The following is a 24,937-nucleotide window of genomic DNA, read 5'->3' as shown; positions in this document are numbered from 1 at the left end:
GACCCGACCGCCCGCCGGTCGCGTTCGCCCACGCGGGGTTAGTGTCGGAAGAATGACGCACCCTGACGTGGCAACCGTCGGCCAGCTCCGGGCCTCGGGCCACCTGCACACCACGGTCCGCACCGAGATCCGCGACAACCTCCTGGCCGCCCTCCGCGAGGGGCGCGACCCGTGGCCGGGCATCCACGGCTTCGAGTCGACCGTGATCCCGCAGCTCGAGCGGGCCCTGCTCGCGGGCCACGACATCGTGCTCCTCGGCGAACGCGGGCAGGGCAAGACCCGCATCCTGCGGACCCTCGTGGGCCTGCTGGACGAGTGGTCCCCGGTCATCGAGGGCTCGGAGATCGGCGAGCACCCGTACGAGCCGATCACGTCGGCGAGCATCCGCCGCGCGGCCGAGCTCGGCGACGACCTGCCGGTCGTCTGGCGCCACCGCGAGGAGCGCTACGTCGAGAAGCTCGCGACGCCGGACACGAGCGTCGCGGACCTCATCGGCGACGTCGACCCGATGAAGGTCGCCGAGGGGCGGGCGCTCGGGGACCCGGAGACGATCCACTTCGGCCTGATCCCGCGCAGCCATCGCGGCCTCGTCGCCATCAACGAGCTGCCCGACCTCGCCGAGCGGATCCAGGTCTCGCTGCTCAACGTGATGGAGGAGCGCGACATCCAGATCCGCGGGTACGTCCTGCGTCTGCCGCTGGACGTGCTCGTCGTGGCGAGTGCGAATCCCGAGGACTACACCAACCGCGGCCGGATCATCACGCCGCTCAAGGACCGGTTCGGCGCCGAGATCCGCACGCACTACCCGATCGCCCTGGCCGACGAGATCGCGGTGGTGAGGCAGGAGGCCACGCTGGTCGCGGACGTGCCGGACCACCTCGTCGAGATCCTCGCGCGCTTCACGCGGTCGCTGCGCGAGTCCAGCGCCGTCGACCAGCGCAGCGGCGTGAGCGCACGATTCACGATCGCCGGTGCCGAGACGGTCGCGGCGGCAGCGCTCCACCGCGCCGCACGGCAGGGCGAGCCGGAGGCTGTGGCCCGGCCGGTCGACCTGGAGGCCGCCGTCGACGTGCTGGCCGGCAAGGTGGAGTTCGAGGCAGGCGAGGACGGCCGCGAGGACGAGATCCTCGACCACCTGCTGCGCATGGCGACGGCCGAGACGGTCCGGGCGCACCTCGGCGGGCTCGACCTGGGGCTGCTGGTGGACGCGATCCAGCGTGGCGCGATGGTGAGCACCGGCGAGCAGGTCGTCGCCCGCGACCTCCTGGGTGCCCTGCCGTCGCTCGGGGAGTCCGAGCTGTACGACGAGATCGGCGAGCGACTCGGGGCGACGAACGACGGCCAGCGCGCCAGCGCGATCGAGCTCGCCCTCGAGGGCCTGTACCTCTCGCGGCGGCTCAGCAAGGAGACCGGGGACGGCGAGATCATCTATGGCTAGGGCCAACCGGCGGCTCACCGGCCCAGCGCGGTACACCGCGTACGTGGACGGCCCCGACCCACTGGCTCCACCGCTCGACCTGACCGAGGCGCTCGCAGCCATCGGCGAGGACGTCATGGCGGGCTCGTCGGCGGAGGCGGCGCTGCGCGAGTACTTGCGCCGGGGCGGCGCCGACCGTCCGGGGCTCGACGAGCTCGCGCGCCGGGTTGCGGAACGTCGCCGCGAGCTGACCAGCCGCAACAACCTCGACGGCACCCTCCGCGAGGTCAAGGAGCTGCTGGACCGGGCCGTGCTGGCGGAGCGCAAGCAGCTCGCGCGGGACGTCGAGATGGACGAGGGCGACCGGGCGCTCGCCCAGATGCAGCTCGACAACCTCCCGGCGTCGCCGGCGGCGGCCGTGAGCGAGCTCAACGAGTACGCCTGGCGGAGCGGCGAGGCACGGCAGGAGTTCGAGAAGATCAAGGACCTCCTGGGCCGAGAGATGCTCGACCAGCGGTTCGCCGGGATGAAGCAGGCGCTGTCCGAGGCGACCGACGAGGATCGTGCCGCACTGCGGCAGATGCTGGGCGACCTCAACGAGCTCCTCGACGCGCACCGCCGAGGCGAGGACACCCAGCAGCAGTTCGACGACTTCATGAGCCAGCACGGCGACTACTTCCCCGAGCAGCCGCAGACGATCGACGAGCTGCTCGACTCGCTGGCGCAGCGCGCCGCGGCCGCCCAGCGGATGCGCAACTCGATGACCGCCGACCAGCGCCGCGAGCTGGACGCCCTCGCACAGCAAGCGTTCGGCTCTCCGGACCTCATGGACGCCCTCGCGCAGATGGACGACAACCTGCGTTCCCTGCGCCCCGGCGAGGACTGGGCCGGGGCGGAGCGCATGAACGGCCAGAACGGGCTCGGCCTCGGTGACGGCACGGGGGTCTTCCAGGACCTGGCCGACCTCGACGAGCTCGCCGAGCAGCTCGCGCAGTCCTACCAGGGCTCACAGCTCGACGACCTGGACCTCGACCAGCTCGCGCGTCAGCTCGGCCCCGACGCCGTCGTCGACGCACGCACCCTGCAGCGCCTCGAGCGCGAGCTCAAGCGGTCCGGCGCGATCCGCCGCGGCGACGACGGGCGCCTTGCGCTGACCCCCAAGGCGATGCGCCAGCTCGGCAAGGAGATCCTGCGCGCCGTCGCCGAGACCATGTCCGGCCGCACGGGTGGGCACGAGGTGCGCCGGGCCGGCGCGGCGGGCGAGCTGTCCGGCGCGACCCGGGAGTGGGAGTTCGGCGACACCGAGCCGTGGGACGTCACGCGGACCCTGACGAACGCCCTCGTCCGCACGGGCAGGCAGGGCAACGGCAGCGTCCGGGTCGAGATCGGCGACGTCGAGGTGCAGGAGACCGAGGCGCGCACGCAGGCCTGCGTCGCGCTCCTCGTCGACACGTCCTTCTCGATGGCGATGGAAGGCCGCTGGGTGCCGATGAAGCGCACCACGCTGGCGCTGCACACCCTGATCACCAGCCGGTTCCGGGGCGACGACCTGCAGCTCATCGGGTTCGGCCGCTCGGCGTCGGTGATGCCCATCGAGGAGCTCGTCGGCCTCGACGCCAAGTGGGAGAAGGGCACGAACCTGCACCACGCGCTGCTGCTGGCCAACCGGCACTTCCGCAAGCACCCCAACGCCCAGCCGGTGCTCCTGATCGTCACCGACGGCGAGCCGACCTCCCACCTGGAGGCCGACGGTGAGGTGTTCTTCGACTACCCGCCGGCCCCGGCGACGATCGCGATCTCGGTGCGCGAGCTCGACGCCTCCATGCGCCTGGGCGCCCGCACCACCTTCTTCCGCTTGGGCGACGACCCGGGGCTGGCCAGGTTCGTCGACGGCATGGCGCGCCGGGTCGGCGGCACGGTCGTCGCGACGGACACCGACGACCTCAGCGCGGCCGTCATCGGCTCCTACCTGGACTCGCGTCGCAACGGCGCGTTCGGTGGCTGGGGTCGCGACGAGGACCCGTTCGGCTAGAAGAGGGGCCAGGGGACGGCGGGCATGTCGCTCTCGTGCGCCGGGAACACCGCGGTGCGCAGCAACCGCTCGCAGCGCCCTGCCAGCGCGGCGATCTCCAGGTCGGTGAGCAGCGCGCGCAGCCGGTCAGCGAGGTCGCCGTCGAGGTCGGCCCGCACGCGGGCGACCCCCGCGAGCTCGTCGTCGTCCAGCGGCTCGCCCAACCAGCCCCACAGCACCGTCCGGAGCTTCGGCTCGACGTGGAAGGCGACGCCGTGGTCGATCCCGAGCCGCCGCCCGTCCGCCAGCGGCAGGACGTGGCCGCCCTTGCGGTCGGCGTTGTTGATCACCGCGTCGAGCACCGCGATCCGGCGCAGCGCGCGCGAGTCCTCGTGCCCCAGGGTCACCGGCTGGTCGTCGCCGTCGACGCCCTGGAAGACCGGACGCCACCCGCCGGCCGGCACCGCGCTGGTCGGGACGACGTCGACCGGGTCCTGCGCCGGGTCCTCGTCCTGCCACAGCTGCACCATGCCCTCGCCCAGGGGCCCGCCGCGCAGCCAGGTGGGAGGCACGATGCCCCACCCGAGGGACTCGGAGACGAGGTACGCCGCGACCTCGCGGCCCGCCAGGGTCCCGTCCGGGAAGTCCCAGAGCGGCTTCTCCCCCGCGACCGGCTTGTAGACCACGTCGACCTCGCCGATCGTGGCGCGGAACGTCGCGTTGGACGCGACCCGGATGCGCCCGACGACCGTGAGCTCACCCGTCTCGAGGTCGACGTGCGCAGCGGTCACGGAGCGTCCGGCGCGGCGCAGACGTGCTGGTCGTCGTCGACGGGCGCCCCGCACAGCGGGCAGGCGGGCCGGCCGGAGCGGACGACGGCGCGGGTGCGCGCGACGAACGCCCGTGCCGTGCCGACGGGCATCCGGATCCGCAGCAGCTCGGTGGGCTCGGCGTCGTCCGGCTCGTCGTCGTCCTCGGCGCCCTCGACGACGGGGTAGGCCTCGACCACGACCTGCGCCGTGCGCGGGTCCCAGTTGAGCCTCATCGACCCCGTCCGGAAGTCCTGCTCGACCGGCTGGTCCAGCGGCTCGTCGTCGATGAGCTCGGCCGGCGCCTCCGCGGGGATGCTCCACCGGTTGTCGGGCTCGGCCATGAGCTCGTCGAGGAGCCGGTCGAGCGTCTCGGCCAGGACCGCGGACTGCTCCTTCTCCAGCGCGACGCTCGCGGTGCGGCTCCCGGTCCGCGCCTGCAGGTAGAAGGCACGCGACCCCGGGCGGCCGACGGTGCCGACGACGACGCGGTCCGGCCAGTCGAACTCGTGCACGAGAGTGGGCATGCCCCCACTCTACGAGCGCGCGCGACGTCCGTCAGGAGGTGGGCTGCTCGGGTCCGGAACCACCGCCGACGGGTGCGTCGTCTGCCACCGGGGCAGCGCGCAACCACGACAGGTCGCCGGAGTCCGTGTTCGTGGCGACGACCTCCGGCCGGTGCTTCCCGTACCGGATCACCGACACGGACGCCGGCCCGACGGCGATCCGCTGGAACAGGTCGAGATGCATCCCGAGCGCGTCCGCGAGGATCGACTTGATGATGTCGCCGTGCGCGACCGCAACCCACACTGCGCCTGCTCCGTGCTCGTCCAGGACGCGGGCGTCGTGCCGCCGGATCGCCTCCACGCTCCTGGCCTGCATCGCCGCCATCGACTCGCCGCCTGGGAACACCGCCGCCGAGGGCTGCCGCTGCACGACCTCCCACAGCGGCTCGCGCGCGAGGTCACGCAGCGCGAGGCCCTGCCACTGCCCGTAGTCGCACTCGGTGATGCCGCGCTCGACGCTCGTCGTGACCTCGGCCTCCTGCCGTTCGACGAGGATCCGTGCAGTCTGGCGGCACCGCTCCAACGGGCTCGTCACGACGGCGACGAGCGGCACGCCGGCCATCCGCTCAGCCGCCTTCGCCGCCTGTCGGCGGCCGACGTCGTCCAGCCGGACCCCGGCGGTGCGGCCGGCCAGGATGCCCTGCGCGTTCGCGGTGGTGCGGCCATGACGGACGAGCAGGACGGTCGGCATGTGCCGAGCCTAGGTGCCCACCGTGCCACGCGCGGCGAACCCTTCCCCACCCGACGCGTTCCACACGCCATGTGCACCAGCCACCAGGAATCACCCGCAACTCTCATTGCCAGCGCCCCCGAGTGCGAGGAGCGTCTCTTACGGCGTCAGCGGCCCGACCGCAGTTGGACTGCTCCGTTTCCTCACGATCGAGCCCGCACAGATGGAATCGAGAGGCACAGTGATGGCTGACGCAACGACGAGCAGTTCATTGACGTACTGGCCGATCCTCGTCTTCGGGGCATTCGCCATGCTCGGCATCGTCGGGCTCCAGGCCTACCGGATGACAAAGGGCGGGAAGTTCAGCGCCAACTTCGTCAAGGCCTATGGCTTGATCCTGATTGCCACGCTCGGAACTGTTCTCATCTTCGCCGACGTCACGAGTGAAGCCAAGACCGGGGCATACACACTTCTCGGCACCATCGCCGGGTACATCGCCGGAACCGGAAAGCAGTCTTCGGCCCCCCAGGGCGCGGCCGAAGAAGGCATCCTCTGAGATTCCGTAGCCCTGCCGCGCCGGAGCTCGGAGCTTCTTACTCCGAGGGGGACTCATCTTCGCTGGTGGGCCGATGAGCGTTTCTCGCACAACACTCGCACCCACGGGGAGTCAGGTGGGAACGGACGAGCAGAGCACGAGACCCTCAGAAGCCTGCGGGGGACGCATCAAGACAATACCGAGAGGGGTTGTGGACGAACTCGTCGAGGGCGAGCGTTCACGCCGCGCATTCCCGCCAAGTTGAGAGCCACACCGACTGGCTCTCCTAGCGTCGGCCGCACGCGGCACCGGCATGGACTGAACCACAAGCGGTGGGCGATATGGTTCGATTTGGGCTTGAGCATCTACGCCACTTACATAGTCGCCCGCTGGGACCGCCCGCTGACCGAACTGCGCATCAACAACGCGATCGAGCACCTGGTCGTTGAAGGGCCGTACTCGTGGGCACGCACCGACGGTTGGCAGTGCCTCGTCCCCGAAGAGGTCTTCTACGCCGGCGATGTGATCCCGCCTGTCGCGCTGATCGAGGAGGAGACGCGCGGCCCGGTGCTTGGGCTGGGAGTGGAGTCAAGTTCTGTCTGGCATGTCGCCTTCCGGGCCGGACGCACCGTGCGCCGCGTCAGCGCCGGAGCGGAATCGGGCTACCCGGTCGAGCTCGAGCATGCGATGGTCCAGAGTTGGGGCCACCAGAACTGGCGGATGCGTGCGGCTGAGTCGCTGGCTGGGTGGGCTGCACCTTTCGCGGACGTGAGCGCAATGGGACTTGCGGCGGCGATGGAGGCTCCGCATATCTTCGCCGAAAGCAAACTGGACGACCTGAAGAGGCTGCTCACGCTCGTGCCGGACCGCGGGCATCCGTGGTGGAGCTTCGGGCGAGCCACAACTGTCCGCGAGTCCGACGTCCCCGGGGCGATTTACGCCGTCGATGGATTTGCTCTCCGCGTGCCTGGCTGGCGCCCGCCGGTGGGCGAGTTCAGGGAGCCAGGACTCGCGGTCGTCCGGACGGTGGAGGGATGGAGGATCTGGGACCGCGTGCGGACGACCTGGCTGAGGGACTCCGTCGCTGAACTCCAGACTGTCCTGCTTGACCTAGCCGCGTTGGTGGCCGCGCGCGGGTGGGTTCGCTCTACCCCGACGTGACTGCACTCCTAGGAGGTGGCTCGCTCGGAGTGCGGGAGCGAAAGCGGCGGCTGTACGGGCATCGGGCACCGCCAGAGGCGCGCCCCCAGGTGTCTTGTAGCCCGAGATCGCCTGAACTACTCGCGAGATGCTCGCAATGACGGCTGGAGTGTGCAGGCCCCTCAACGGAACGGGTTCATACCTGCTGTCTCAACAGTCCTGCACCCTACGCTCGTAGCGCCGGAAATTGGGCTACACACCCGCCCTACCTCAGCGAGGCGGGTGTGTAGAAATGCGGTGTCCGGAGGGGGACTTGAACCCCCACGCCCGTCAGGGCACTGACACACCTCAGGTGGCAGTTCCGCGGTTCTGCGAGCCTCGATCGCACGCGTCGGTGGATGAGCGGCGAGGCATCACAGCTCCGGGCGAACGTCTCCAGTGAGCCGTGCCGTGAACTACGGTCAGAACGCCGTAACGGCGGCCGCAGAAGCGACCGCCGTTACGAAAAACCTACTCTGACCTGCAACTTTATCGGTCGGGCTGACAGGATTTGAACCTGCGACCCCTTGACCCCCAGTCAAGTGCGCTACCAAGCTGCGCCACAGCCCGAATTCGGCCCCCGCAGGAACATCGAAGAGCCTACCGTACGAGAGAGGGTGGCCAGGCCGCGCTCACGACCCGCGGGCCTCGCGGCGGTGCCGGCGCAGGGCGTCGACCTCCGCCGAGATGACACCCAGGACCAGCAGGTCGACCGCCAGGCCGATCACCGCGCCCCACTGGTCGAGCCGGAACAGGAACACCTGGGTCACGAGCAGCGACACCAGGACGGCGCGGTGGAACCAGCGGAACCCGCGCTCCCGGTCGCTACCGACGAAGAGCAGCCCGACCACGCACAGCGCGGCAGTGAGCACCGCCCCCGCGATCACTCCCCCGAGCACGAACGCCGACGCGGACGCCTGGGTCGCGCGCCAGATGGAGGCGGCAGCGGTGGCGACGAGCACGACGACAGCCGCGGCCGGCACCCACCGCGCGCGGATCACGTGGTGCGTCGTCCGCACGACGAAGTCCGCGACCGCCGTGGTCGGGTCCGGAAGCTCGTGCCGGTCGTGCGGGATCGCGGCCAGCAGCGCGGCGACCTCGCTCGCGCCCTCGACGTCACCGGCCCGCTCCAGCAGGTCCTCGGCGTTGGCGCGCGTGCGGCGGGTGAATCCGCCCGCCACACCGGCTGCGGCCGCGTCGACGGCTGCCGCCAGCAGCTCCTCCGGAGCGGGTTCCCGCCGCCCGTGGACCGCCTCGGCGACGAGAGCCAGCGCGACGATCACCAGGTACACGAGGGCGGCCGCGGGCGCGTAGAAGTAGTCGTAGTCCGACGTGACGAACTTGCCGATCTCGTCGACGAACAGCCCGAACCCCACGCCACCGACGACGGCGGCGACGGGCCGGGCGACGGGACCGACGAACGAGAGCACGACGACGAACGCCAGCGCCATGAGCAGCCCGCCCCACAGCACGTGCGACAGGTGCAGACCGTCGCCGCCGACCTGCGGGTACCCGGAGGCCGCGAGCAGACCGCGCGTCACCAGCACCGTCGCCACCGCGGAGACCAGGAAGCCCGTCAGGTGACGGACGGCCGACTGGTCGCGCGGGAGGCCGAGGCGCAGGAACGCACGCCGCGTCCGGTTCACCGCCGGCGCTTCTCCCGCACACGCACCGAGATGGAGATGGGCGTGCCCTCGAACCCGAAGGTCTCGCGCAGGCGGCGCTCGATGTACCGGCGGTAGCCGGGGTCGAGGAAGCCCGTGGTGAAGATCACGAAGCGCGGCGGGCGCGTGGACGCCTGCGTGGCGAACAGGATGCGGGGCTGCTTGCCCCCGCGCACCGGGTGCGGGTGTGCCGCGACGAGCTCGCCGAGGAACGCGTTGAGGCGCCCGGTCGAGATGCGCGTGTCCCAGGACTCGAGCGAGCGCTCGAGGGCCGGCACGAGTCGGTCGGTGTGCCAGCCGGTGCGGGCCGAGACGTTGACGCGCGGCGCCCACTGCACCTGCACGAGGTCCTGCTCGATCTCGCGCTCGAGGAACGGTCGGCGGTCCTCGTCCATGAGGTCCCACTTGTTGTACGCGATGACGAGCGCGCGCCCGGCCTCGACGACCTGCGTGATCACGCGGGTGTCCTGCTCGGTCATCTTCACCGAGGCGTCGACGAGTACGACGGCCACCTCGGCCTTCTCGATCGCGGCCTGCGTGCGCAGCGAGGCGTAGAAGTCGGCGCCCGACGTCTGGTGCACGCGGCGCCGGATGCCGGCGGTGTCGACGAAGATCCAGGGCTTGCCCTTGAGCTCGACGAGCTCGTCGACCGGGTCGCGCGTGGTGCCGGCGACCTCGTGGACGACCACGCGGTCGGCGCCGACGACCTTGTTGAGCAGCGAGGACTTGCCGACGTTCGGGCGGCCGACGAGGGCCACGCGGCGCGGGCCGTCCGGGCGCAGCACGCCGTGCTCGGAGATCTCGGGCAGCGCATCGAGGACGGCGTCCAGGAGGTCACCGGTACCGCGGCCGTGCAGGGCGGAGACGGGGTAGGGCTCGCCGAGGCCGAGCGACCACAGCGCGAAGGCGTCGGCCTCGCCGGCGGGCCCGTCGACCTTGTTGGCGCAGAGCACGACGGGCTTGCCCGCCTTGCGCAGCAGGCGCACGACCTGCTCGTCGGTGTTCGTGGTGCCGACCGTCGCGTCGACGACGAACAGCACGGCGTCGGCCAGGCTGATGGCGACCTCCGCCTGCTCGGCGACGCGGGCCTCGATGCCGGCGACGTCGACCTCCCAGCCGCCCGTGTCGACGAGCGTGAAGTGGGTGCCGGCCCACTCGGCCGGGTAGCTCACGCGGTCACGCGTGACGCCGGGCTTGTCCTCGACGACGGCCTCGCGGCGGCCGAGGATGCGGTTGACGAGGGTCGACTTGCCGACGTTCGGGCGGCCGATGACGGCCAGCACGGGCAGGGCGCGGGCGGCGGCCTCGAGGCGCGCACCGCCGTCGACGCCGTCGAGCAGCGCCAGGTCGTCGTCGGCGAGCTCGTAGTCCGCCAGGCCGGCGCGAAGAGCCCGCTCGCGGTCGGCGTCGCTGGCCTCGTCGGGCAGCGTCAGGGCAGGGTCGATCTCGGTCATGGCCCCATTGTCCCCTGTCACGGCACCGAAAGACGACCCCGGCCTCAGCCGCGCCGCTCCCGGAGGGGGTCGTCGGTCGGCAGCGAGAGCCCCGTGCGGGTCGATGCGTGCGTGACGAGGTCCGCCAGCGCGGTCCGGATCGCGTCGTTGGCTGTGACCAGCGCCTCTCGACCCGTCACCGTCGCGGACCGCTCCACGACGATCGGTGCCCCGAACTCGACCACCAGGCGGCGCCGCAGCCCGGGCAGCCGGTTCACCGACTCCCCCGTCCGGCGCGTGCCCAGCACGGCCACCGGGACGACGGGCGCCCGGCCGTTGAGCGCGAGCCACGCGATGCCGGCGCGGGCGTTCGTCGCGTCCCCCCGGCCGCGGTTGCCCTCGGGGAAGATCCCGACGACGTCTCCACGTCGCAGGACGCCGAGCGCCGACGACAGCGCCGCGCGGCCCCCGTCACGGTCGACGGAGATCTGCCCGGCGGCACGCAGGACCCAGCCGACGGGCCCGACGAACATCTCCTCCTTGACCAGCACGTGCGCCGGCCGCGGCGCGACGCCCAGGAGGATCGGCCCGTCGACGATGCCCGTGTGGTTGGCCGCCAGCAGCACCGGTCCGGACACCGGCACGTGGTGCGCGCCGACGACCGAGGTGTTCCAGACGACGCGCGCCAGGAACCGCCCGATCCAGCGCGACCAGCGCGGACCGAGGGGCGACGGGACGGCGGAGCTGCTCATCGAGCGGCGACGACGTCGAGCACCGCCTGCACGGTCTGGTCGAAGTCGAGGTCCGAGGAGTCGACCGTCACGACGCCGTCGGCGGCGACGTGGAACTGCACCACGGTCGAGTCGTCGGCGTCGCGGCGCAGCACCTGGTCGCGGGTCGCCTCGACCGAGGCCGCGTCGGCCGTGCCGTGCACCTCGAGCGACCGGCGAGCCAGGCGCGCCTCCTCGGACGCGGTGAGCAGCACGCGGACGTCGGCATCGGGCGCCACGACCGTCGTGATGTCGCGGCCCTCGGCGACGATCCCGCGACCCTCGGAGAACGAGTCGGCGTGGCCCGCCTCCTCGATCGCGGCCCGCTGCAGGCGACCGAGCTCGGCGCGCACGTCGAGGTTGGTAGCCACGGCGCTCACCGACGCGGAGATCGAGGTCTCCCGGATGGCCTCGCCGATGTCGGTGCCGCCGACCGTCACGGACGGTGCCGCCGGGTCGACGCCCATGACGAGCGGCATCGCGCGCACGGCGTCCGCGACCGCTGCCGCGTCCGTGAGCTCGATGCCCGAGTGCAGGCACCACCAGGTCGCGGCGCGGTACATCGCGCCGGTGTCCAGGTAGGACAGGCCGAGCGAGCGCGCGACCGCCTTGGAGACGCTCGACTTGCCCGAGCCCGAGGGCCCGTCGATCGCGATGACGAGGGGGGACGTGCTCAACTCACCAGTCTCCATCCGCGGGCTGTCAGCTCCGCCTCGAGGTGTGCGGCGCTGCCGGGCAGCACCGAGATCTGCGCCATGCCGACCGGGCGGCCGGCGGCGTGCTCGAGGTGCAGGTCCTCGAGGTTGACGCCCGCCTCGCCGACCTCCGTGAGGAGGCGGGCGAGCTCGCCGGGCGCGTCGGGCACGAGGACGGTCACCAGCGCGTAGCTGCGCTGCGCACCACCGTGCTTGCCGGGGATCCGCGCGACCCCCGAGTTTCCGTCGGCGACCGCCTGGGCGATCGTCGCGAGCGCTCCGGGTGCCACCGTCTCCGGCCCCGTGGCCGCCGCGGCGAGGGCGAGCGCGTCGATGACGCCGTCCAGGTCCGAGCGCACCGACACCAGGACGTCGCGCACGGCGCTCGCGTTGGCCGCCAGGATCGAGGTCCACAGCGCCGGGTCCGAGGCAGCGATGCGCGTGACGTCACGCAGTCCCTGGCCCGCGAGCCCGAGGGCGACGTCGTCGGCCTCCGCCAGGCGCGCAGCCGCGAGCGACGCGACGACCTGGGGCACGTGCGAGACCAGGGCGACGGCCTCGTCGTGCGCGTCCGCCGCCAGCGACACGGGCACGGCGCCCAGGTCGACGGCGAGCCCGCGCACGGTCAGCACCGCATCGGGCCGGGAGTCGGAGGTGGCCGCGATGACCCAGGGCCGGCCGAGGAACAGGTCGGGGACGGCCGCCGACGGGCCGCTGCGCTCCCGCCCGGCCATCGGGTGCGAGCCCACGTACCGGGTCAGGTCAGCGCCCGACGTCCGGAGCTCGTCGAGGACGTAGCCCTTGACGCTCGCGAGGTCGGTGACGACGGCGGCGGGGTGCGCGGCGAGCTCCGCGGCGACCACGTCGGCCGTGACGTCGGGGGGTGCGGCGACGACGACGAGCACCGGCTCCTCGTCGTCGGGCGCCGCTGGACGACCGGCGCCGACATCCCGCGCGAGGGCGAGGGCCGTGCGCGAGGGGTCGGCCAGGACGACGTCGACGCCGAGCGCGCGCAGCGCGAGCCCGACGGAGGCGCCCAGGAGCCCGGTCCCGACGATCCGGACCGGGCCGATGGTGCTTGCGCTCACATCCCCGCCTGGGTCATGAGCGAGCCGACCTCCGTCTTCGAGAGCACGCGCGTGCGGCCGGGCTTGAGGTCGCCGAGGCGGATCGGGCCGATGCTGGTGCGCACGAGGGCGGTCACCGGGTACCCGACCTCCTCGAACAGGCGCCGGACGATGCGGTTGCGGCCCTCGTGCAGGCTGACCTCGACGAGGCTCGCCTGCGGCGTGACCTGCACGATGTTGAACTTCTCGAGCTTGACCGGGCCGTCCTCGAGCTCGATGCCGCGCAACAGGCGGCCTCCGAGCGACGGCGGCACACGGCCGTCGAGGTGCGCGAGGTACGTCTTGGAGACGCCGTGCGACGGGTGCGAGAGCCGGTTGGCCAGCTCGCCGTCGTTCGTCAGCAGGATGATGCCCTCGGTCTCCGCGTCGAGCCGCCCGACGTGGAACAGCCGCTCCTCACGGTTCGCGACGAACTGCGCGATCGTGGGCCGACCCTCGGGGTCGTGCATCGTGGAGACGACGCCCTTGGGCTTGTTCAGGGCGATCGTGATGATCGTGGTGTCGAGCTGCACCCGCATGCCGTCGACGTGGATGATCGCCTTGCCCGGGTCGACGCGGACGCCGAGCTCACGGACCGGCTGGCCGTCGACGGTCACACGGCCCGAGGCGATGAGGTCCTCGCACGCACGACGCGAACCGAGGCCGGCGGTCGCGAGCACCTTCTGCAGGCGGACGCCGTCGGGGTCGTGCACGTCGACCGTGGGCTCGGGCGCGGGCTTGGCGCGCGCGGCGCGGCTCGGGGCCGAACGCGGGGCGCCCGAGCGACCGCTGCTGGGGCGGCCCGTCGGCTTGCCGCCCTTGCCCCCGGGTCGGCCGCTGTTCCCACGTCGGTCCTGCGGGCTCATCTGAACTCCTCGATCGTCTGGTCCATACCCTCGAGCACGTCGATGTCCGGCAGGTAGGGCGCGAGCGGCGGCAGCTGGTCCAGGCTGGACAGGCCCATCCGCTCAAGGAAGTATCCCGTGGTCTGGTAGAGCAGCGCGCCACTGGTCGGGTCGGTGCCGGTCTCGGCCACCAGCCCGCGGGCCGTGAGCGTGCGCACGACCCCGTCGACGTTGACGCCGCGGACCGCCGAGACCTGCCCGCGGGTCACGGGCTGACGGTAGGCGATCACGGCCAGGGTCTCCAGGGCCGCCTGCGTCAGGCGCGCGCTCTGCCCGTCCAGGATGAACCGGCCGACGACGTCCGCGTAGACCGGCGCCGAGTAGATGCGCCAGCCGTCGCCGACCTGGCGCAGCTCGAAGCCGCGCGCCCGGCCGCCCTGCTCACCCCGGTAGTCGGCGGCGAGCTCGGCGAGCAGGTCGGCGACGCGCTCGGTCGGCAGCGCGAGCACCGACGCGAGCCGGATCGCGGGGATCGGCTCGTCGGCGACCATGAGCACCGCCTCGAGCGCCGCCAGCGCGCCGCCCGGGAGGTCGTCGACGTCGAACGCCAGCTCGTCGATGCTCGTCTCGTCCTGCTCGCTCACTCGTCGGTCTCCTTGCTCTCGGCGCTCGTGTCCAGCTCGTCGAAGTCGTCAGACACCTCGATCTCGCCGTCCTCGGCTCCCGTCCACCGCACGTTCAGCTCGCCGAGCGGCGTGACCTGGTCGAACGCGACTGCTCCCTCGCGGAACAGCTCGAGCAGCGCGAGGAACCGCGCGACCACGACGATCGTCGACCCCGCGTCCGCCACGAGCGCGCGGAAGGACGTCGAGCCCTGGTGCCGGAGGCGGTCGACGAGGACGGCCGCCTGCTCGCGCACGCTCACGGGCGGCGCGTGCAGGTGGCTGATGTCCACGCCCGGGGGCGCCGCCTTGGGTGCGACGGCCTTGGCGGCCATCGCCGCGAGCTGGTCGGGCCCGATCTGGAAGACGAGCTCGGGCAGCAGCGCGGCCAGGTGGGGCTCGAGCTGCACGATGCGCGGGAAGCGCCGGCCCTCGGTCGCGAACTTCTCCGCGAGGTCCGCCGCGACCTCTTTGTAGGCGCGGTACTGCAGGAGCCGGGCGAACAGCAGGTCCCGCGCCTCGAGCAGCTCGAGGTCCTCGGCGTCCTCCACGTCGGCCGACGGCAGCAGCCGGGCCGCCTTGAGGTCGAGCAGCGTCGCGGCCACCACGAGGAACTCGGACGCGCGGCCGAGGTCCCAGTCCTTGCCCGACTCGCGGATGTACCCGATGAACTCGTCCGTCACGCGCGCGAGCGCGACCTCGGTGATGTCGAGCTTGTGCTTGGCGATCAGGCCGAGCAGCAGGTCGAACGGTCCGCTGAAGTTGTCGAGGTGGACCTCGAAGCCCGCGGACCCGCTGGGCGCCGGTGCCGCGGGTGCGTCAGGCGGCGTCGCCACGGGCGACGAGCTCACGGGCCAGCTGCCGGTAGGCGATCGCGCCGGCGTGGGTGGGCGCGTACGTGGTGATCGGCTCGGCGGCCACGGTCGCGTCGGGGAACTTCACGGTCCTCCCGATGACGGTGTGCAGCAGAGTGTCGCCGAACGCCTCCTGGACGCGGGCCACGACCTCGCGGGCGTGCAGCGTGCGCGGGTCGTACATCGTCGCGAGGATCCCGTCGACCTCGAGGCGCGGGTTGAGCCTGTCGCGCACCTTCTCGATGGTCTCGACGAGCAGCGCCACGCCGCGCAGCGCGAAGAACTCGCACGCGAGCGGGATGAGCACGCCGTGCGCAGCGGTCAGCGCGTTGACGGTGAGCAGGCCGAGCGACGGCTGGCAGTCCACGAGGACCACGTCGTAGTCGTCGAGGACCGGCCGCAGCACGCGGGCCAGCACGGACTCGCGCGCGACCTCGCCGACGAGCTGGACCTCCGCGGCGGACAGGTCGATGTTCGCGGGCAGCAGGTCCAGGCCCGGCGTCGCCGTCGGGCGGATGAGGTCGTGGATGGCCGCGTCGCGCTCCATCAGCAGGTTGTAGATGGTGCGGTCGAGCTCGTGCGGGCTGATGCCCAGGCCGACCGACGCGGCACCCTGGGGGTCGAAGTCGACGACGAGCACGCGACGGCCGTACTCCGCCAGCGCGGCAGCCAGGTTGATGGTCGTCGTGGTCTTGCCGACGCCGCCCTTCTGGTTGCACATCGCGATCACCCGGGCGGGGCCGTGCGACGCCAGCGGGGCCGGGTCGGGGAACACCGGCAGGGGCCGTCCGACGGCGTCGAGGTCCTGGGTCGATAGCTGGCTCACCACGCCGCACACCCTACCGGCGCGTCGCGCGCCTTTTCAGAGGGCGCGCGGGTGCGACTGCGCGTAGACCTCACGCAGGCTGTCGACGGTCACGAGCGTGTAGATCTGGGTGGTGGTGACCGACGCGTGCCCGAGCAGCTCCTGGACCACCCGCACGTCGGCGCCGCCCGCGAGCAGGTGCGTCGCGAAGGAGTGCCGCAGCGTGTGGGGCGAGACGTGCTCGGCACCGTCGATGCCCGACCTCAGCGCGGCGGTCCGGAGCACCGCCCACGCGCTCTGCCTGCTCAGCACGGCACCGCGGGTGTTGAGGAACACCGACGAGGTGCCCCTGCCACCGGCCGAGAGCGCGGGCCGACCGCGCACCAGGTAGGCCTCGACGGCCTCGCGCGCGTACGACCCCACCGGCACGACGCGCTCCTTGCGGCCCTTGCCGAGCAGCCGGACCGAGGCACGCTCGGGATCCAGGTCCAGGTCGTCGACCGCCAGGCCCACGGCCTCCGAGATGCGCGCCCCCGTGCCGTACACGAGCTCGAGCAGCGCACGGTCGCGCAGCGGGACGGGACCGTCGCCGAGGCCTGCGGCATCGAGGATCCGCGTCACGTCCTGGACCGAGATCGCCTTGGGGAGGCGCTTCGGCTGCGCGGGCGGACGGACGGCACGGGCCGCGTCGTCGGTCGTCGCGCCGTCGAGCACCAGGAACCGGTGCCAGCCGCGCACCGCGACCACGCACCGCGCCGCCGAGGACGCCGAGAGCGGCGCGCGACCGTCGGTGCCCGTGCGGACCGCGACGACGAACGCCTCGACGTCCTGCTCCCCCACCTGGTCCGCCGCCGTGACGCCACGGTCGGCGAGGAAGGCGAGGTAGCGCCCGAGGTCGCGCCGGTAGGCGGACAGCGTGTGGGGCGAGAGCCCGCGCTCGACGGTCAGGTGGGCCAGGTAGGTGTCGAGAGCCGGCCTCAGCGGGCCGTCGTCGGCCGGGTCCACGGACATGCCGACGTCAGAGCGGCAGGAAGACGTCCACCGACAGCGCCACGGACAGCAGCGTCAGGTACGTGATCGAGGCATGGAAGACGCTCATCGCGCGCAGCTTGCCGCGGCTGGGGTCCTCCGCGCGACGGAGCAGCCCGATGCACGTCCACAGGAACCAGAGGCCGAGGCCGATCGACAGCACCCCGTAGACCCACGTCGTGCCCTGCACGGGCCAGATGAGCACCGAGCACGCGATCATCGCCAGGGTGTACGCGATCATCTCGCGGGCGACCTTGGTGTCCTTGGCGACGACGGGCAGCATCGGCACACCGGCGGCCGCGTAGTCGTTGCGGAACTTCATCGACAGCGGCCAGTAGTGCGGCGGCGTCCAGAAGAAGATGACCCCGAACAGCAGCACCGCCGTCCAGGACAGCCCACCCGTGACGGCCGACCAGCCGATCAGCACCGGCATGCAGCCCGCCGCGCCGCCCCACACGATGTTCTGCGGCGTGCGCCGCTTGAGGATCATCGTGTAGCCGACGACGTAGATGAGGATCGCCGTCGCCGTCAGCCAGGCCGAGGCGGGGTTGACCACCAGGTACAGCCAGGCGAGCGAACCGACGCCCAGCGCGAGGCCGAACACGAGCGCCGCTCGCGGGCTGATCTCGCCCGTGACGATCGGCCGCCGCTTGGTGCGGTTCATGATCTTGTCGATGTCGCGGTCGATGTAGCAGTTCAGGACGTTCGCCGAGCCCGCCGCCGCGGCGCCGCCCACGAGCGTGGCGAGCACGAGCCACAGGCTCGGCAGCCCACCGGCCGCCAGGATCATCGTCGGCACCGTCGTGACGAGCAGCAGCTCGATCACGCGCGGCTTCGTCAGCGCGATGTAGGGAGCCACCACCGAGCGCAGCCCGCGGCGCGAAGGCCCTGCAGCCGTCGTCGGCGCGGCCGACGCTCCGGCGTCGTCGACTGGCAGGGGGCTCGTGAGGCGCACGCGCAGCTGATCCGTTCGTCGTCCGGCCGGTTGGTCCGGCGCATGACAGAGGTGGGGGGAATGTCGCGCTGCCATGTTACGGCCTGCACCCGCGATGAGGCCCGCAGGTGGCCCGGCTCGGGTCGGTTCGTCACTGTGACGTCGGTCGCTCCCCTCGGAGGTGGTCACGCCCGGCGGAGGTGCGGGGGTGCGCTATAGGCTCGAGGAGCACGGTCCGACGACGCCCCCACGCACTCGCTGCGCAGGGGTGCCGGACCGGCCCGGCGCCCGTGCGGGTGCCCGATCACGTCCGACACGACACCCGACCGATGGTGCGGGTGGGAATGAGGTGCGGTGAACGCGAAGGCTCCCCTGGCGCAGACCGTCGGCTGGACAGATCTCGACGTCCGGGCGGTCGACACCGTCCGGATCCTGGCGGCGGATGCTGTGGAGAAGGTCGGCAACGGCCACCCCGGCACCGCCATCAGCCTGGCTCCCGTGGCCTACCTGCTCTACCAGAACGTGCTGCGCCACGACCCGACCGACGCCCACTGGCTCGGCCGCGACAGGTTCGTCCTGTCCGCCGGGCACTCGGCGCTCACGCAGTACATCCAGCTGTACCTGGGCGGGTTCGGGCTCGAGCTCGACGACCTCAAGGCGCTGCGCACGTGGGGCTCCAAGACCCCCGGCCACCCGGAGTACAAGCACACGACCGGCGTGGAGATCACGACCGGTCCGCTCGGCCAGGGCCTGGCCTCGGCCGTCGGCTTCGCGATGGCGCAGCGGCGCGAGCGCAACCTGCTCGACCCCGACGCGGCGCCCGGGACGAGCCCGTTCGACCACCACACGTTCGTGATCTGCTCCGACGGCGACCTGCAGGAGGGCGTGACCAGCGAGGCCTCCTCGGTGGCCGGCACGCAGGAGCTCGGCGAGCTCATCGTGCTGTGGGACGACAACCACATCTCGATCGAGGGCGACACCGAGATCGCGTTCACCGAGGACGTGCTGGCGCGCTACGAGGCCTACGGCTGGCACGTCCAGTTCGTCGACTGGACCTCGGGCGGCGAGTACCGCGAGGACGTCGACGCGCTGAACGCCGCGATCGAGGCGGCCAAGGCCGTCACGGACAAGCCGTCCTTCATCGGGATCCGCACGCTCATCGCCTGGCCCACCCCGACCAAGACGAACGAGCACTCCGCGCACGGCTCCAAGCTCGGCACCGAGGCCATCACCGGTCTCAAGGAGCTGCTGGGCTTCGACCCCGCCCAGACGTTCGAGGTCGGCGAAGACGTCCTCGCGCACACCCGAGCGCTCGCGTCGCGTGCCGCCGCCGACCGGCTCGAGTGGCAGAAGGGCTTCGACGCCTGGCGCGCCGCGAACCCGGAGAAGGGCGCCCTGCTCGACCGGCTCGTCGCACACGAGCTGCCCGAGGGCTGGGACGCCGCGCTGCCGGTGTTCCCGGCCGGCAAGGCGGTCGCGACCCGTGCCGCGTCGGGCGAGGTCCTCTCGGCCATCGCCGACGAGCTGCCCGAGCTGTGGGGCGGCTCCGCCGACCTCGCGGGCTCGAACAACACGACGATGAAGGGCGCGACGTCCTTCATCCCGGCCAAGCGCTCCACGCACGAGTTCGCGGGCGACGAGCACGGCCGCACGCTGCACTTCGGCATCCGCGAGCACGGCATGGGCGCGATCCTGTCCGGCATCGTGCTGCACGGCCTGACCCGCGCGTACGGCGGCACGTTCCTGCAGTTCGCCGACTACATGCGCGGCTCGGTCCGCCTCGCGTCGCTCATGGGCGCCCCGGCGATCTACGTGTGGACGCACGACTCCATCGGCCTCGGCGAGGACGGCCCCACGCACCAGCCGGTCGAGCACCTGACCGCGCTGCGCGCGATCCCGGGCCTGACCGTGGTGCGCCCGGCGGACGCCAACGAGACGTCGCAGGCCTGGAAGGCGATCCTCGAGCACCGCTCCGGGCCCGTCGGCCTGATCCTCACCCGCCAGAACGTCCCGACCTACCCCCGCGGCGAGGAGGGCTTCGCGTCCGCCGAGGGCGTGGCCCGCGGCGCGTACGTGCTCCTCGAGGCGAGCTCGGGCACGCCCGACGTGATCCTCGTCGGCACAGGTTCCGAGGTCCAGCTGGCCGTCGAGGCGCGCGAGACCCTCGAGGCCGCGGGCGTCGCGACGCGCGTCGTCTCGGCACCGTCGCTCGAGTGGTTCGCCGACCAGGACGAGACCTACCGCGAGTCGGTGCTCCCGTCGTCGGTCAAGGCGCGCGTCTCGGTCGAGGCGGGCATCGCGCTCTCGTGGCACAAGATCGTCGGCGACGCCGGCCGCTCCGTGTCGCTCGAGCACTTCGGTGCCTCGGCCGACTACGAGACGCTCTACCGCGAGTTCGGCATCACCGCCGAGGCCGTCGTCGCCGCGGCGCACGACTCGATCGCCGCAGCCCGCGGCGACCAGGCCCCCTCGTCGGCCGGCGCCACGCCGACCGCCACGGGGACGGGCGACCAGCAGGGCTGACTCACGCCGCGGCAGCCCCGCCGGTCGGGCGGGGCTGTCGCGACCTTCTCCGGGAACGCACGTTCAGCAGGAACGAAGGGAAAGCACCATGGCACCGAGCAGCACCCCCCTGGAGCGCCTCGCGAAGGCAGGAGTCGCCGTCTGGCTCGACGACCTGTCGCGGGAGCGGCTGCGCACGGGGAACCTCGCGGAGCTCGTCGAGCGGGGCGTGGTCGGCGTGACCACGAACCCGACGATCTTCGCCACCGCGATCAGCGCGGGCGACGCGTACGACGACCAGCTGCGCGAGCTCGCCGGGACCAGCGTCGAGGACGCCGTCTTCCGCATCACGACCGACGACGTGCGCGAGGCGGCCGACGTGCTGCGCCCCGTGTACGACCGGACCGACACCCAGGACGGCCGGGTCTCGATCGAGGTCGACCCGCGGCTCGCCCGCGACACCGACGCCACCATCGAGACCGCCAAGAAGCTCTGGGCGACGGTCGACCGGCCCAACGTGTTCATCAAGATCCCCGCGACCGTCGAGGGCCTGCCGGCGATCACCGCGGTGCTCGCCGAGGGCATCAGCGTCAACGTCACGCTGATCTTCTCGATCGAGCGCTACGGCGCCGTCCTCGACGCCTTCCAGGCCGGCCTGGAGCAGGCGGCCGCGAACGGGCACGACCTCGCGCCCATCGCCTCGGTCGCGTCGTTCTTCGTCTCGCGCGTCGACACCGCGATCGACCCGCTGCTGGACGAGATCGGCACGCCCCAGGCTGCTGGCCTGCGTGGCAGCGCGGCGATCGCGAACGCGCGGCTCGCCTACGGGCTGTTCCTCGAGGTGACCGCGTCCGACCGCTGGAAGGCGCTCGCCGCCGCCGGCGCATACCCGCAGCGGCCCCTCTGGGCGTCGACGGGCGTCAAGGACAAGGCGTACCCCGACACGCTCTACGTCGACGAGCTCGTGGTCGCCCACACCGTCAACACCATGCCCGAGGCCACGCTCGAGGCCGTCGCCGACCACGGCGGCGACGGCAGCGACACCGTGACCGGCACGCAGGAGGCCGCGGAGAGCGTGATCGCTCGCCTGCGCGAGCTCGGGATCGACATCGACGACGTCACCCGCAAGCTGGAGGAGGAAGGCGTGAGCAAGTTCACCGACAGCTGGGACCAGCTCCTGGCCAAGGTCGACGAGGGACTGAGCGGCGCTGCCGCCCAGACCGCACCGGACGCCCGGTGAGCCCCGCCAAGGTCGCCGAGGGTCGTAACCCGCTCCGCGACCCGCGCGACCGCCGCCTGCCCCGGATCGCGGGGCCCTGCGGCCTCGTGATCTTCGGCGTGACCGGTGACCTCGCGCGCAAGAAGCTGATGCCGGCCGTGTACGACCTGACGAACCGCGGGCTCCTGCCCCCCGGCTTCGCGCTCACGGGCTTCGCCCGGCGCGACTGGGCGGACCAGGACTTCGCGCAGATCGTGCACGACTCGGTCAAGGAGCACGCGCGCACGCCGTTCCGGGAGGCCACCTGGCGCCAGCTGTCCGAGGGCATCCGGTTCGTCCAGGGCACCTTCGACGACGACGACGCCTTCGACCGGCTGCGCGACACCGTCGAGGAGCTCGACGTGAACCGCGGCACGGGCGGCAACCACGCGTTCTACCTCTCGATCCCGCCCAGCGCGTTCCCCGTGGTCTGCAAGCAGCTCGCCCGCTCGGGTCTCTCGCAGCCCGAGGAGGGCACCTGGCGCCGCGTCGTCATCGAGAAGCCGTTCGGCCACGACCTGGCCAGCGCACGCGAGCTGCAGGGCATCGTCTCCAGCGTGTTCAACCCGGACGACATCTTCCGGATCGACCACTACCTGGGCAAGGAGACGGTGCAGAACCTGCTGGCGCTGCGCTTCGCGAACCAGCTGTTCGAGCCCATCTGGAACTCGAACTACGTCGACCACGTGCAGATCACCATGGCCGAGGACATCGGCATCGGCGGCCGCGCGGGGTACTACGACGGCATCGGTGCGGCGCGCGACGTCATCCAGAACCACCTCATGCAGCTGCTCGCACTCACCGCGATGGAGGAGCCCGTCTCCTTCGACGCGGACGGCCTGCGCGCGGAGAAGGTCAAGGTCCTCTCGGCCGTCCGCCTCCCCCGCGACATCGGACGGCACACCGCCCGCGGGCAGTACGCCGCGGGCTGGCAGGGCGGCGAGAAGGTCGTCGGCTACCTCGAGGAGGAGGGCTTCAACCCGAACTCCACGACGGAGACGTTCGCCGCCATCCGGGTCGACATCGACACCCGCCGCTGGGCCGGCGTGCCGTTCTACCTGCGCACGGGCAAGCGTCTCGGCCGGCGCGTCACGGAGATCGCGGTCGTCTTCAAGAAGGCGCCGCACCTGCCGTTCGAGGCCACGGCCACGGAGGAGCTCGGCAAGAACGCGCTGGTCATCCGCGTGCAGCCCGACGAGGGCGTGACGCTGCGATTCGGCGCCAAGGTGCCGGGCACGGCGATGGAGGTGCGTGACGTCACGATGGACTTCGGCTACGGCCACGCGTTCACCGAGTCGTCGCCCGAGGCCTACGAGCGCCTGATCCTCGACGTCCTGCTGGGCGATCCCCCGCTGTTCCCCCAGAGCGAGGAGGTCGAGCTGTCCTGGAAGGTCCTCGACCCGATCACGCAGTACTGGGCGACCAAGGGCAAGCCCGACCAGTACCGCTCGGGCACCTGGGGCCCGAAGTCGGCCGACGACATGATGGCGCGCGACGGGCGCACCTGGAGGCGACCGTGATCATCGACCTGCCCGACACCTCGACGCGGGCGATCAACAGCCGGCTGCTCAAGGAGCGCGACGAGGGCGGCGCGATCGCGCTCGGTCGCGTGCTGACCCTGATCATCGACACCCAGGGGCACGACCCCGAGGAGTCGATCGACGCGGCCAACGACGCGAGCCGCGAGCACCCGTGCCGCGTCATCGTGATCGCCAAGGACACCAAGGACCGCACCTCCACGCTCGACGCGCAGATCCGCCTCGGCGGGGACGCGGGCGCGAGCGAGGTCATCGTGCTGCGCCCGTCCGGAGCGCTCGACCGGCACCTCGACACGCTCGTGATGCCCCTGATGCTCCCCGACGCGCCGATCGTCACGTGGTGGCCGTACGAGTTCCCCGACAACCCGTCGGAGCACCCGCTCGGCGCCATGGCCCAGCGACGCATCACGGACACCTCGCAGCTCGCCCGGCCCACGGCGGGACTGCAGAAGCTGCGCGACGCGTACGTCGACGGCGACACGGACCTCGCCTGGTCCCGTGCGACGCTCTGGCGCGGGCTGATCGCGGCCACGCTGGACCAGCCGCCGTTCGAGCCGGTGCGCAAGGCGGTCGTCGTAGGCGAGAGCCGGCACTCGTCGGTCGACCTGATGGCCGCCTGGCTCGCCCAGTCGCTCAAGTGCCCGGTCGAGATCCAGCGGTTCGCCGACGCGCCCGCCATCACCCAGGTGCGGCTCGAGCGCGCCTCCGGCGACATCGTGCTCGACCGGCCCGACGGCAAGACCGCCGCGCTGCGCCAGCCCGACCAGCCCGAGCACCGCATCGCGCTGCCGATCCGCCAGCTGCGCGAGTGCCTGGCCGAGGAGCTGCGCCGCCTGGACGCCGACGAGGTGTACGGCGAGGTGCTGCTCAAGGGTCTGGCCAAGGTGGGCGAGTGAGCGTGCGCGACGTCGTCGTCCACCCGGACGCGACGCTGCTCGCCGAGGCCACGGCCGCGCGCCTGCTGACGCACCTGGTCGACGTCCAGTCGCACCGCTCCCCCGTGCACGTCGTGCTCACGGGCGGGACGGTCGGCATCAAGACGCTGGCCGCCGTGGCGGCCAACCCGGTGCGGGACGCGGTCGACTGGTCGGGCGTGCACCTGTGGTGGGGCGACGAGCGGTTCCTCGCCGAGGGCGACCCCGACCGCAACGAGACGCAGGCCCGGGAGGCGCTCCTCGAGGCGCTGGGCGACGCGCTCCCGGCCGAGAACGTGCACGCCGTGCCCGCGCTCACCGAGGACGTCGCGACACCGGAGGACGCGGCCGACGAGTACGCCGTGGCGCTCGCCGCCGCGACCGGCAACACCGGGCCTGCCCCGGCGTTCGACGTCCTCCTGCTCGGCATGGGCCCGGACGGTCACGTCGCGTCGCTCTTCCCGGGTCACGAGGCGCTCTCCGTCGCCGGTCGCTCGACCGTCGGTGTCCACGGCTCCCCCAAGCCGCCGCCGCTGCGCGTCTCGCTGACCTTCGACGCCATCCGCGGTGCGCGCGAGGTCTGGGTCGTCGCCGCCGGCGCGGAGAAGGCCGAGGCGGTCGCGTCCGCCCTGGGCGGCGCGAGCGAGTCCGCCGTCCCCGCAGCGGGCGCGCTCGGCATCGAGCGCACGCTGTGGCTCGTCGACGTGGCGGCCGCCGGCCCCGCCTGACCCGGAGGTGCAC

23 protein-coding genes and 1 tRNA gene are annotated in these 24,937 nt (G+C 72.3%); 9 read left to right on the top strand and 15 right to left on the bottom strand.

Going from position 1 to position 24,937, the window contains the following annotated elements; all coding sequences use genetic code 11:
• Positions 1 to 52 precede the first annotated feature (52 nt).
• Together EDF34_RS01050 and EDF34_RS01045 are read left to right on the top strand one after the other, a co-directional pair.
• A complete protein-coding gene (locus EDF34_RS01050) occupies positions 53 to 1,438 on the top strand; it encodes a sigma 54-interacting transcriptional regulator (RefSeq protein ID WP_123369539.1) in 1,386 nt (461 codons plus the stop codon).
• A complete protein-coding gene (locus tag EDF34_RS01045) occupies positions 1,431 to 3,449 on the top strand; it encodes a VWA domain-containing protein (RefSeq protein ID WP_123369538.1) in 2,019 nt (672 codons plus the stop codon). The genes EDF34_RS01050 and EDF34_RS01045 overlap by 8 nt, the downstream gene beginning before the upstream one ends.
• On the opposite strand, the gene EDF34_RS01040 is transcribed toward EDF34_RS01045, so the two are convergent.
• From EDF34_RS01040 to EDF34_RS01030, 3 genes are read right to left on the bottom strand one after another with little or no spacing between them, the layout of a single operon-like run.
• Complete coding sequence (locus tag EDF34_RS01040; protein WP_123369537.1) at positions 3,446 to 4,219, bottom strand: SCO1664 family protein; 774 nt, start codon at positions 4,217 to 4,219, stop codon at positions 3,446 to 3,448. The two genes, EDF34_RS01045 and EDF34_RS01040, sit on opposite strands and share 4 nt — an antisense overlap.
• Positions 4,216 to 4,764 carry a DUF3090 domain-containing protein gene (locus EDF34_RS01035; RefSeq protein ID WP_123369536.1) on the bottom strand — a complete coding sequence of 183 codons (549 nt, stop codon included), beginning with the start codon at positions 4,762 to 4,764 and terminating at the stop codon, positions 4,216 to 4,218. Before EDF34_RS01035 ends, EDF34_RS01040 begins: the two co-directional genes overlap by 4 nt.
• A 31-nt stretch (positions 4,765 to 4,795) precedes the next feature.
• Positions 4,796 to 5,494 (bottom strand): histidine phosphatase family protein, encoded by a 699-nt coding sequence (locus EDF34_RS01030; RefSeq protein WP_123369535.1) that lies wholly within the window; start codon positions 5,492 to 5,494, stop codon positions 4,796 to 4,798.
• A gap of 223 nt (positions 5,495 to 5,717) precedes the next feature.
• Here EDF34_RS01030 and EDF34_RS01025 point away from each other — a divergent pair, with 223 nt between their 5' ends.
• Together EDF34_RS01025 and EDF34_RS01020 are read left to right on the top strand one after the other, a co-directional pair.
• Positions 5,718 to 6,029, top strand: coding sequence for a hypothetical protein (locus EDF34_RS01025; protein ID WP_148076547.1), 312 nt, complete (start codon positions 5,718 to 5,720; stop codon positions 6,027 to 6,029).
• A 336-nt stretch (positions 6,030 to 6,365) separates the two neighbouring features.
• A complete protein-coding gene (locus EDF34_RS01020; RefSeq protein ID WP_148076546.1) occupies positions 6,366 to 7,169 on the top strand; it encodes a hypothetical protein in 804 nt (267 codons plus the stop codon).
• Positions 7,170 to 7,683: 514 nt separating this feature from the next.
• Here the strand turns inward: EDF34_RS01020 and EDF34_RS01015 are convergent.
• The 12 genes from EDF34_RS01015 to EDF34_RS00960 form a co-directional block, all read right to left on the bottom strand.
• Positions 7,684 to 7,757, bottom strand: a tRNA-Pro gene (locus EDF34_RS01015).
• Between the two features lie 62 nt (positions 7,758 to 7,819).
• Positions 7,820 to 8,833, bottom strand: a complete 1,014-nt coding sequence (locus EDF34_RS17960) for a hypothetical protein (protein ID WP_123369532.1) — start codon at positions 8,831 to 8,833, stop codon at positions 7,820 to 7,822.
• Complete coding sequence (gene der / locus EDF34_RS01005) at positions 8,830 to 10,305, bottom strand: ribosome biogenesis GTPase Der (protein ID WP_123369531.1); 1,476 nt, start codon at positions 10,303 to 10,305, stop codon at positions 8,830 to 8,832. The genes EDF34_RS17960 and der overlap by 4 nt, the downstream gene beginning before the upstream one ends.
• A 44-nt stretch (positions 10,306 to 10,349) precedes the next feature.
• Complete coding sequence (locus EDF34_RS01000; RefSeq protein WP_123369530.1) at positions 10,350 to 11,036, bottom strand: 1-acyl-sn-glycerol-3-phosphate acyltransferase; 687 nt, start codon at positions 11,034 to 11,036, stop codon at positions 10,350 to 10,352.
• Positions 11,033 to 11,746, bottom strand: a complete 714-nt coding sequence (gene cmk / locus EDF34_RS00995) for a (d)CMP kinase (protein ID WP_123369529.1) — start codon at positions 11,744 to 11,746, stop codon at positions 11,033 to 11,035. The genes EDF34_RS01000 and cmk overlap by 4 nt, the downstream gene beginning before the upstream one ends.
• Positions 11,728 to 12,837, bottom strand: coding sequence for a prephenate dehydrogenase (locus EDF34_RS00990; protein ID WP_123369528.1), 1,110 nt, complete (start codon positions 12,835 to 12,837; stop codon positions 11,728 to 11,730). Before EDF34_RS00990 ends, cmk begins: the two co-directional genes overlap by 19 nt.
• The gene (locus EDF34_RS00985) at positions 12,834 to 13,721 is read right to left on the bottom strand and encodes a pseudouridine synthase (RefSeq protein ID WP_123369527.1); all 888 of its coding nucleotides are present in this window, start codon (positions 13,719 to 13,721) and stop codon (positions 12,834 to 12,836) included. Before EDF34_RS00985 ends, EDF34_RS00990 begins: the two co-directional genes overlap by 4 nt.
• Positions 13,718 to 14,344: an SMC-Scp complex subunit ScpB gene (gene scpB / locus EDF34_RS00980; RefSeq protein WP_123369526.1), complete on the bottom strand. Its 627-nt coding sequence runs from the start codon at positions 14,342 to 14,344 to the stop codon at positions 13,718 to 13,720. The genes EDF34_RS00985 and scpB overlap by 4 nt, the downstream gene beginning before the upstream one ends.
• Entirely contained in the window at positions 14,341 to 15,198 is an 858-nt protein-coding gene (locus EDF34_RS00975) for a ScpA family protein (RefSeq protein WP_199737660.1), read from the bottom strand. The genes scpB and EDF34_RS00975 overlap by 4 nt, the downstream gene beginning before the upstream one ends.
• Entirely contained in the window at positions 15,182 to 16,045 is an 864-nt protein-coding gene (locus tag EDF34_RS00970) for a ParA family protein (RefSeq protein WP_123369524.1), read from the bottom strand. The genes EDF34_RS00975 and EDF34_RS00970 overlap by 17 nt, the downstream gene beginning before the upstream one ends.
• 33 nt (positions 16,046 to 16,078) lie before the next feature.
• The gene (locus EDF34_RS00965) at positions 16,079 to 17,032 is read right to left on the bottom strand and encodes a site-specific tyrosine recombinase XerD (protein WP_123369523.1); all 954 of its coding nucleotides are present in this window, start codon (positions 17,030 to 17,032) and stop codon (positions 16,079 to 16,081) included.
• A 7-nt stretch (positions 17,033 to 17,039) separates the two neighbouring features.
• Positions 17,040 to 17,909 carry a heme o synthase gene (locus EDF34_RS00960; RefSeq protein ID WP_233575115.1) on the bottom strand — a complete coding sequence of 290 codons (870 nt, stop codon included), beginning with the start codon at positions 17,907 to 17,909 and terminating at the stop codon, positions 17,040 to 17,042.
• Positions 17,910 to 18,338: 429 nt separating this feature from the next.
• On the opposite strand from EDF34_RS00960, the gene tkt reads away from it, so the two are divergent.
• The 5 genes from tkt to pgl all read left to right on the top strand — a co-directional run bounded on the left by tkt (position 18,339) and on the right by pgl (position 24,924).
• Positions 18,339 to 20,507 carry a transketolase gene (gene tkt / locus EDF34_RS00955; protein WP_123369521.1) on the top strand — a complete coding sequence of 723 codons (2,169 nt, stop codon included), beginning with the start codon at positions 18,339 to 18,341 and terminating at the stop codon, positions 20,505 to 20,507.
• Positions 20,508 to 20,595: 88 nt separating this feature from the next.
• Positions 20,596 to 21,726: a transaldolase gene (gene tal / locus EDF34_RS00950; RefSeq protein ID WP_123369520.1), complete on the top strand. Its 1,131-nt coding sequence runs from the start codon at positions 20,596 to 20,598 to the stop codon at positions 21,724 to 21,726.
• Positions 21,723 to 23,264: a glucose-6-phosphate dehydrogenase gene (gene zwf / locus EDF34_RS00945; protein ID WP_123369519.1), complete on the top strand. Its 1,542-nt coding sequence runs from the start codon at positions 21,723 to 21,725 to the stop codon at positions 23,262 to 23,264. The genes tal and zwf overlap by 4 nt, the downstream gene beginning before the upstream one ends.
• A complete protein-coding gene (locus EDF34_RS00940) occupies positions 23,261 to 24,178 on the top strand; it encodes a glucose-6-phosphate dehydrogenase assembly protein OpcA (protein ID WP_123369518.1) in 918 nt (305 codons plus the stop codon). The genes zwf and EDF34_RS00940 overlap by 4 nt, the downstream gene beginning before the upstream one ends.
• Positions 24,175 to 24,924, top strand: coding sequence for a 6-phosphogluconolactonase (gene pgl, locus EDF34_RS00935; RefSeq protein ID WP_123369517.1), 750 nt, complete (start codon positions 24,175 to 24,177; stop codon positions 24,922 to 24,924). Before EDF34_RS00940 ends, pgl begins: the two co-directional genes overlap by 4 nt.
• The last annotated feature ends 13 nt before the right edge of the window (positions 24,925 to 24,937 follow it).

The sequence above is a fragment of the Cellulomonas sp. PhB150 genome (genome assembly GCF_003755175.1).
Classification (GTDB): Bacteria; Actinomycetota; Actinomycetes; order Actinomycetales; family Cellulomonadaceae; genus Cellulomonas.
Note: the sequence above shows the minus strand (reverse complement) of the source record. Positions and strands in the feature narration are given on the sequence as shown.

Coding starts and splice junctions, on each gene's coding strand:
- EDF34_RS01050 (WP_123369539.1), top strand. CDS start 53: ATGACGCACCCTGACGTGGCAACCGTCGGCCAGCTCCGGGCCTCGGGC.
- EDF34_RS01045 (WP_123369538.1), top strand. CDS start 1,431: ATGGCTAGGGCCAACCGGCGGCTCACCGGCCCAGCGCGGTACACCGCG.
- EDF34_RS01035 (WP_123369536.1), bottom strand. CDS start 4,764: ATGCCCACTCTCGTGCACGAGTTCGACTGGCCGGACCGCGTCGTCGTC.
- EDF34_RS01030 (WP_123369535.1), bottom strand. CDS start 5,494: ATGCCGACCGTCCTGCTCGTCCGTCATGGCCGCACCACCGCGAACGCG.
- EDF34_RS01025 (WP_148076547.1), top strand. CDS start 5,718: ATGGCTGACGCAACGACGAGCAGTTCATTGACGTACTGGCCGATCCTC.
- der (WP_123369531.1), bottom strand. CDS start 10,305: ATGACCGAGATCGACCCTGCCCTGACGCTGCCCGACGAGGCCAGCGAC.
- EDF34_RS01000 (WP_123369530.1), bottom strand. CDS start 11,036: ATGAGCAGCTCCGCCGTCCCGTCGCCCCTCGGTCCGCGCTGGTCGCGC.
- cmk (WP_123369529.1), bottom strand. CDS start 11,746: ATGGAGACTGGTGAGTTGAGCACGTCCCCCCTCGTCATCGCGATCGAC.
- EDF34_RS00985 (WP_123369527.1), bottom strand. CDS start 13,721: ATGAGCCCGCAGGACCGACGTGGGAACAGCGGCCGACCCGGGGGCAAG.
- EDF34_RS00965 (WP_123369523.1), bottom strand. CDS start 17,032: ATGTCCGTGGACCCGGCCGACGACGGCCCGCTGAGGCCGGCTCTCGAC.
- tal (WP_123369520.1), top strand. CDS start 20,596: ATGGCACCGAGCAGCACCCCCCTGGAGCGCCTCGCGAAGGCAGGAGTC.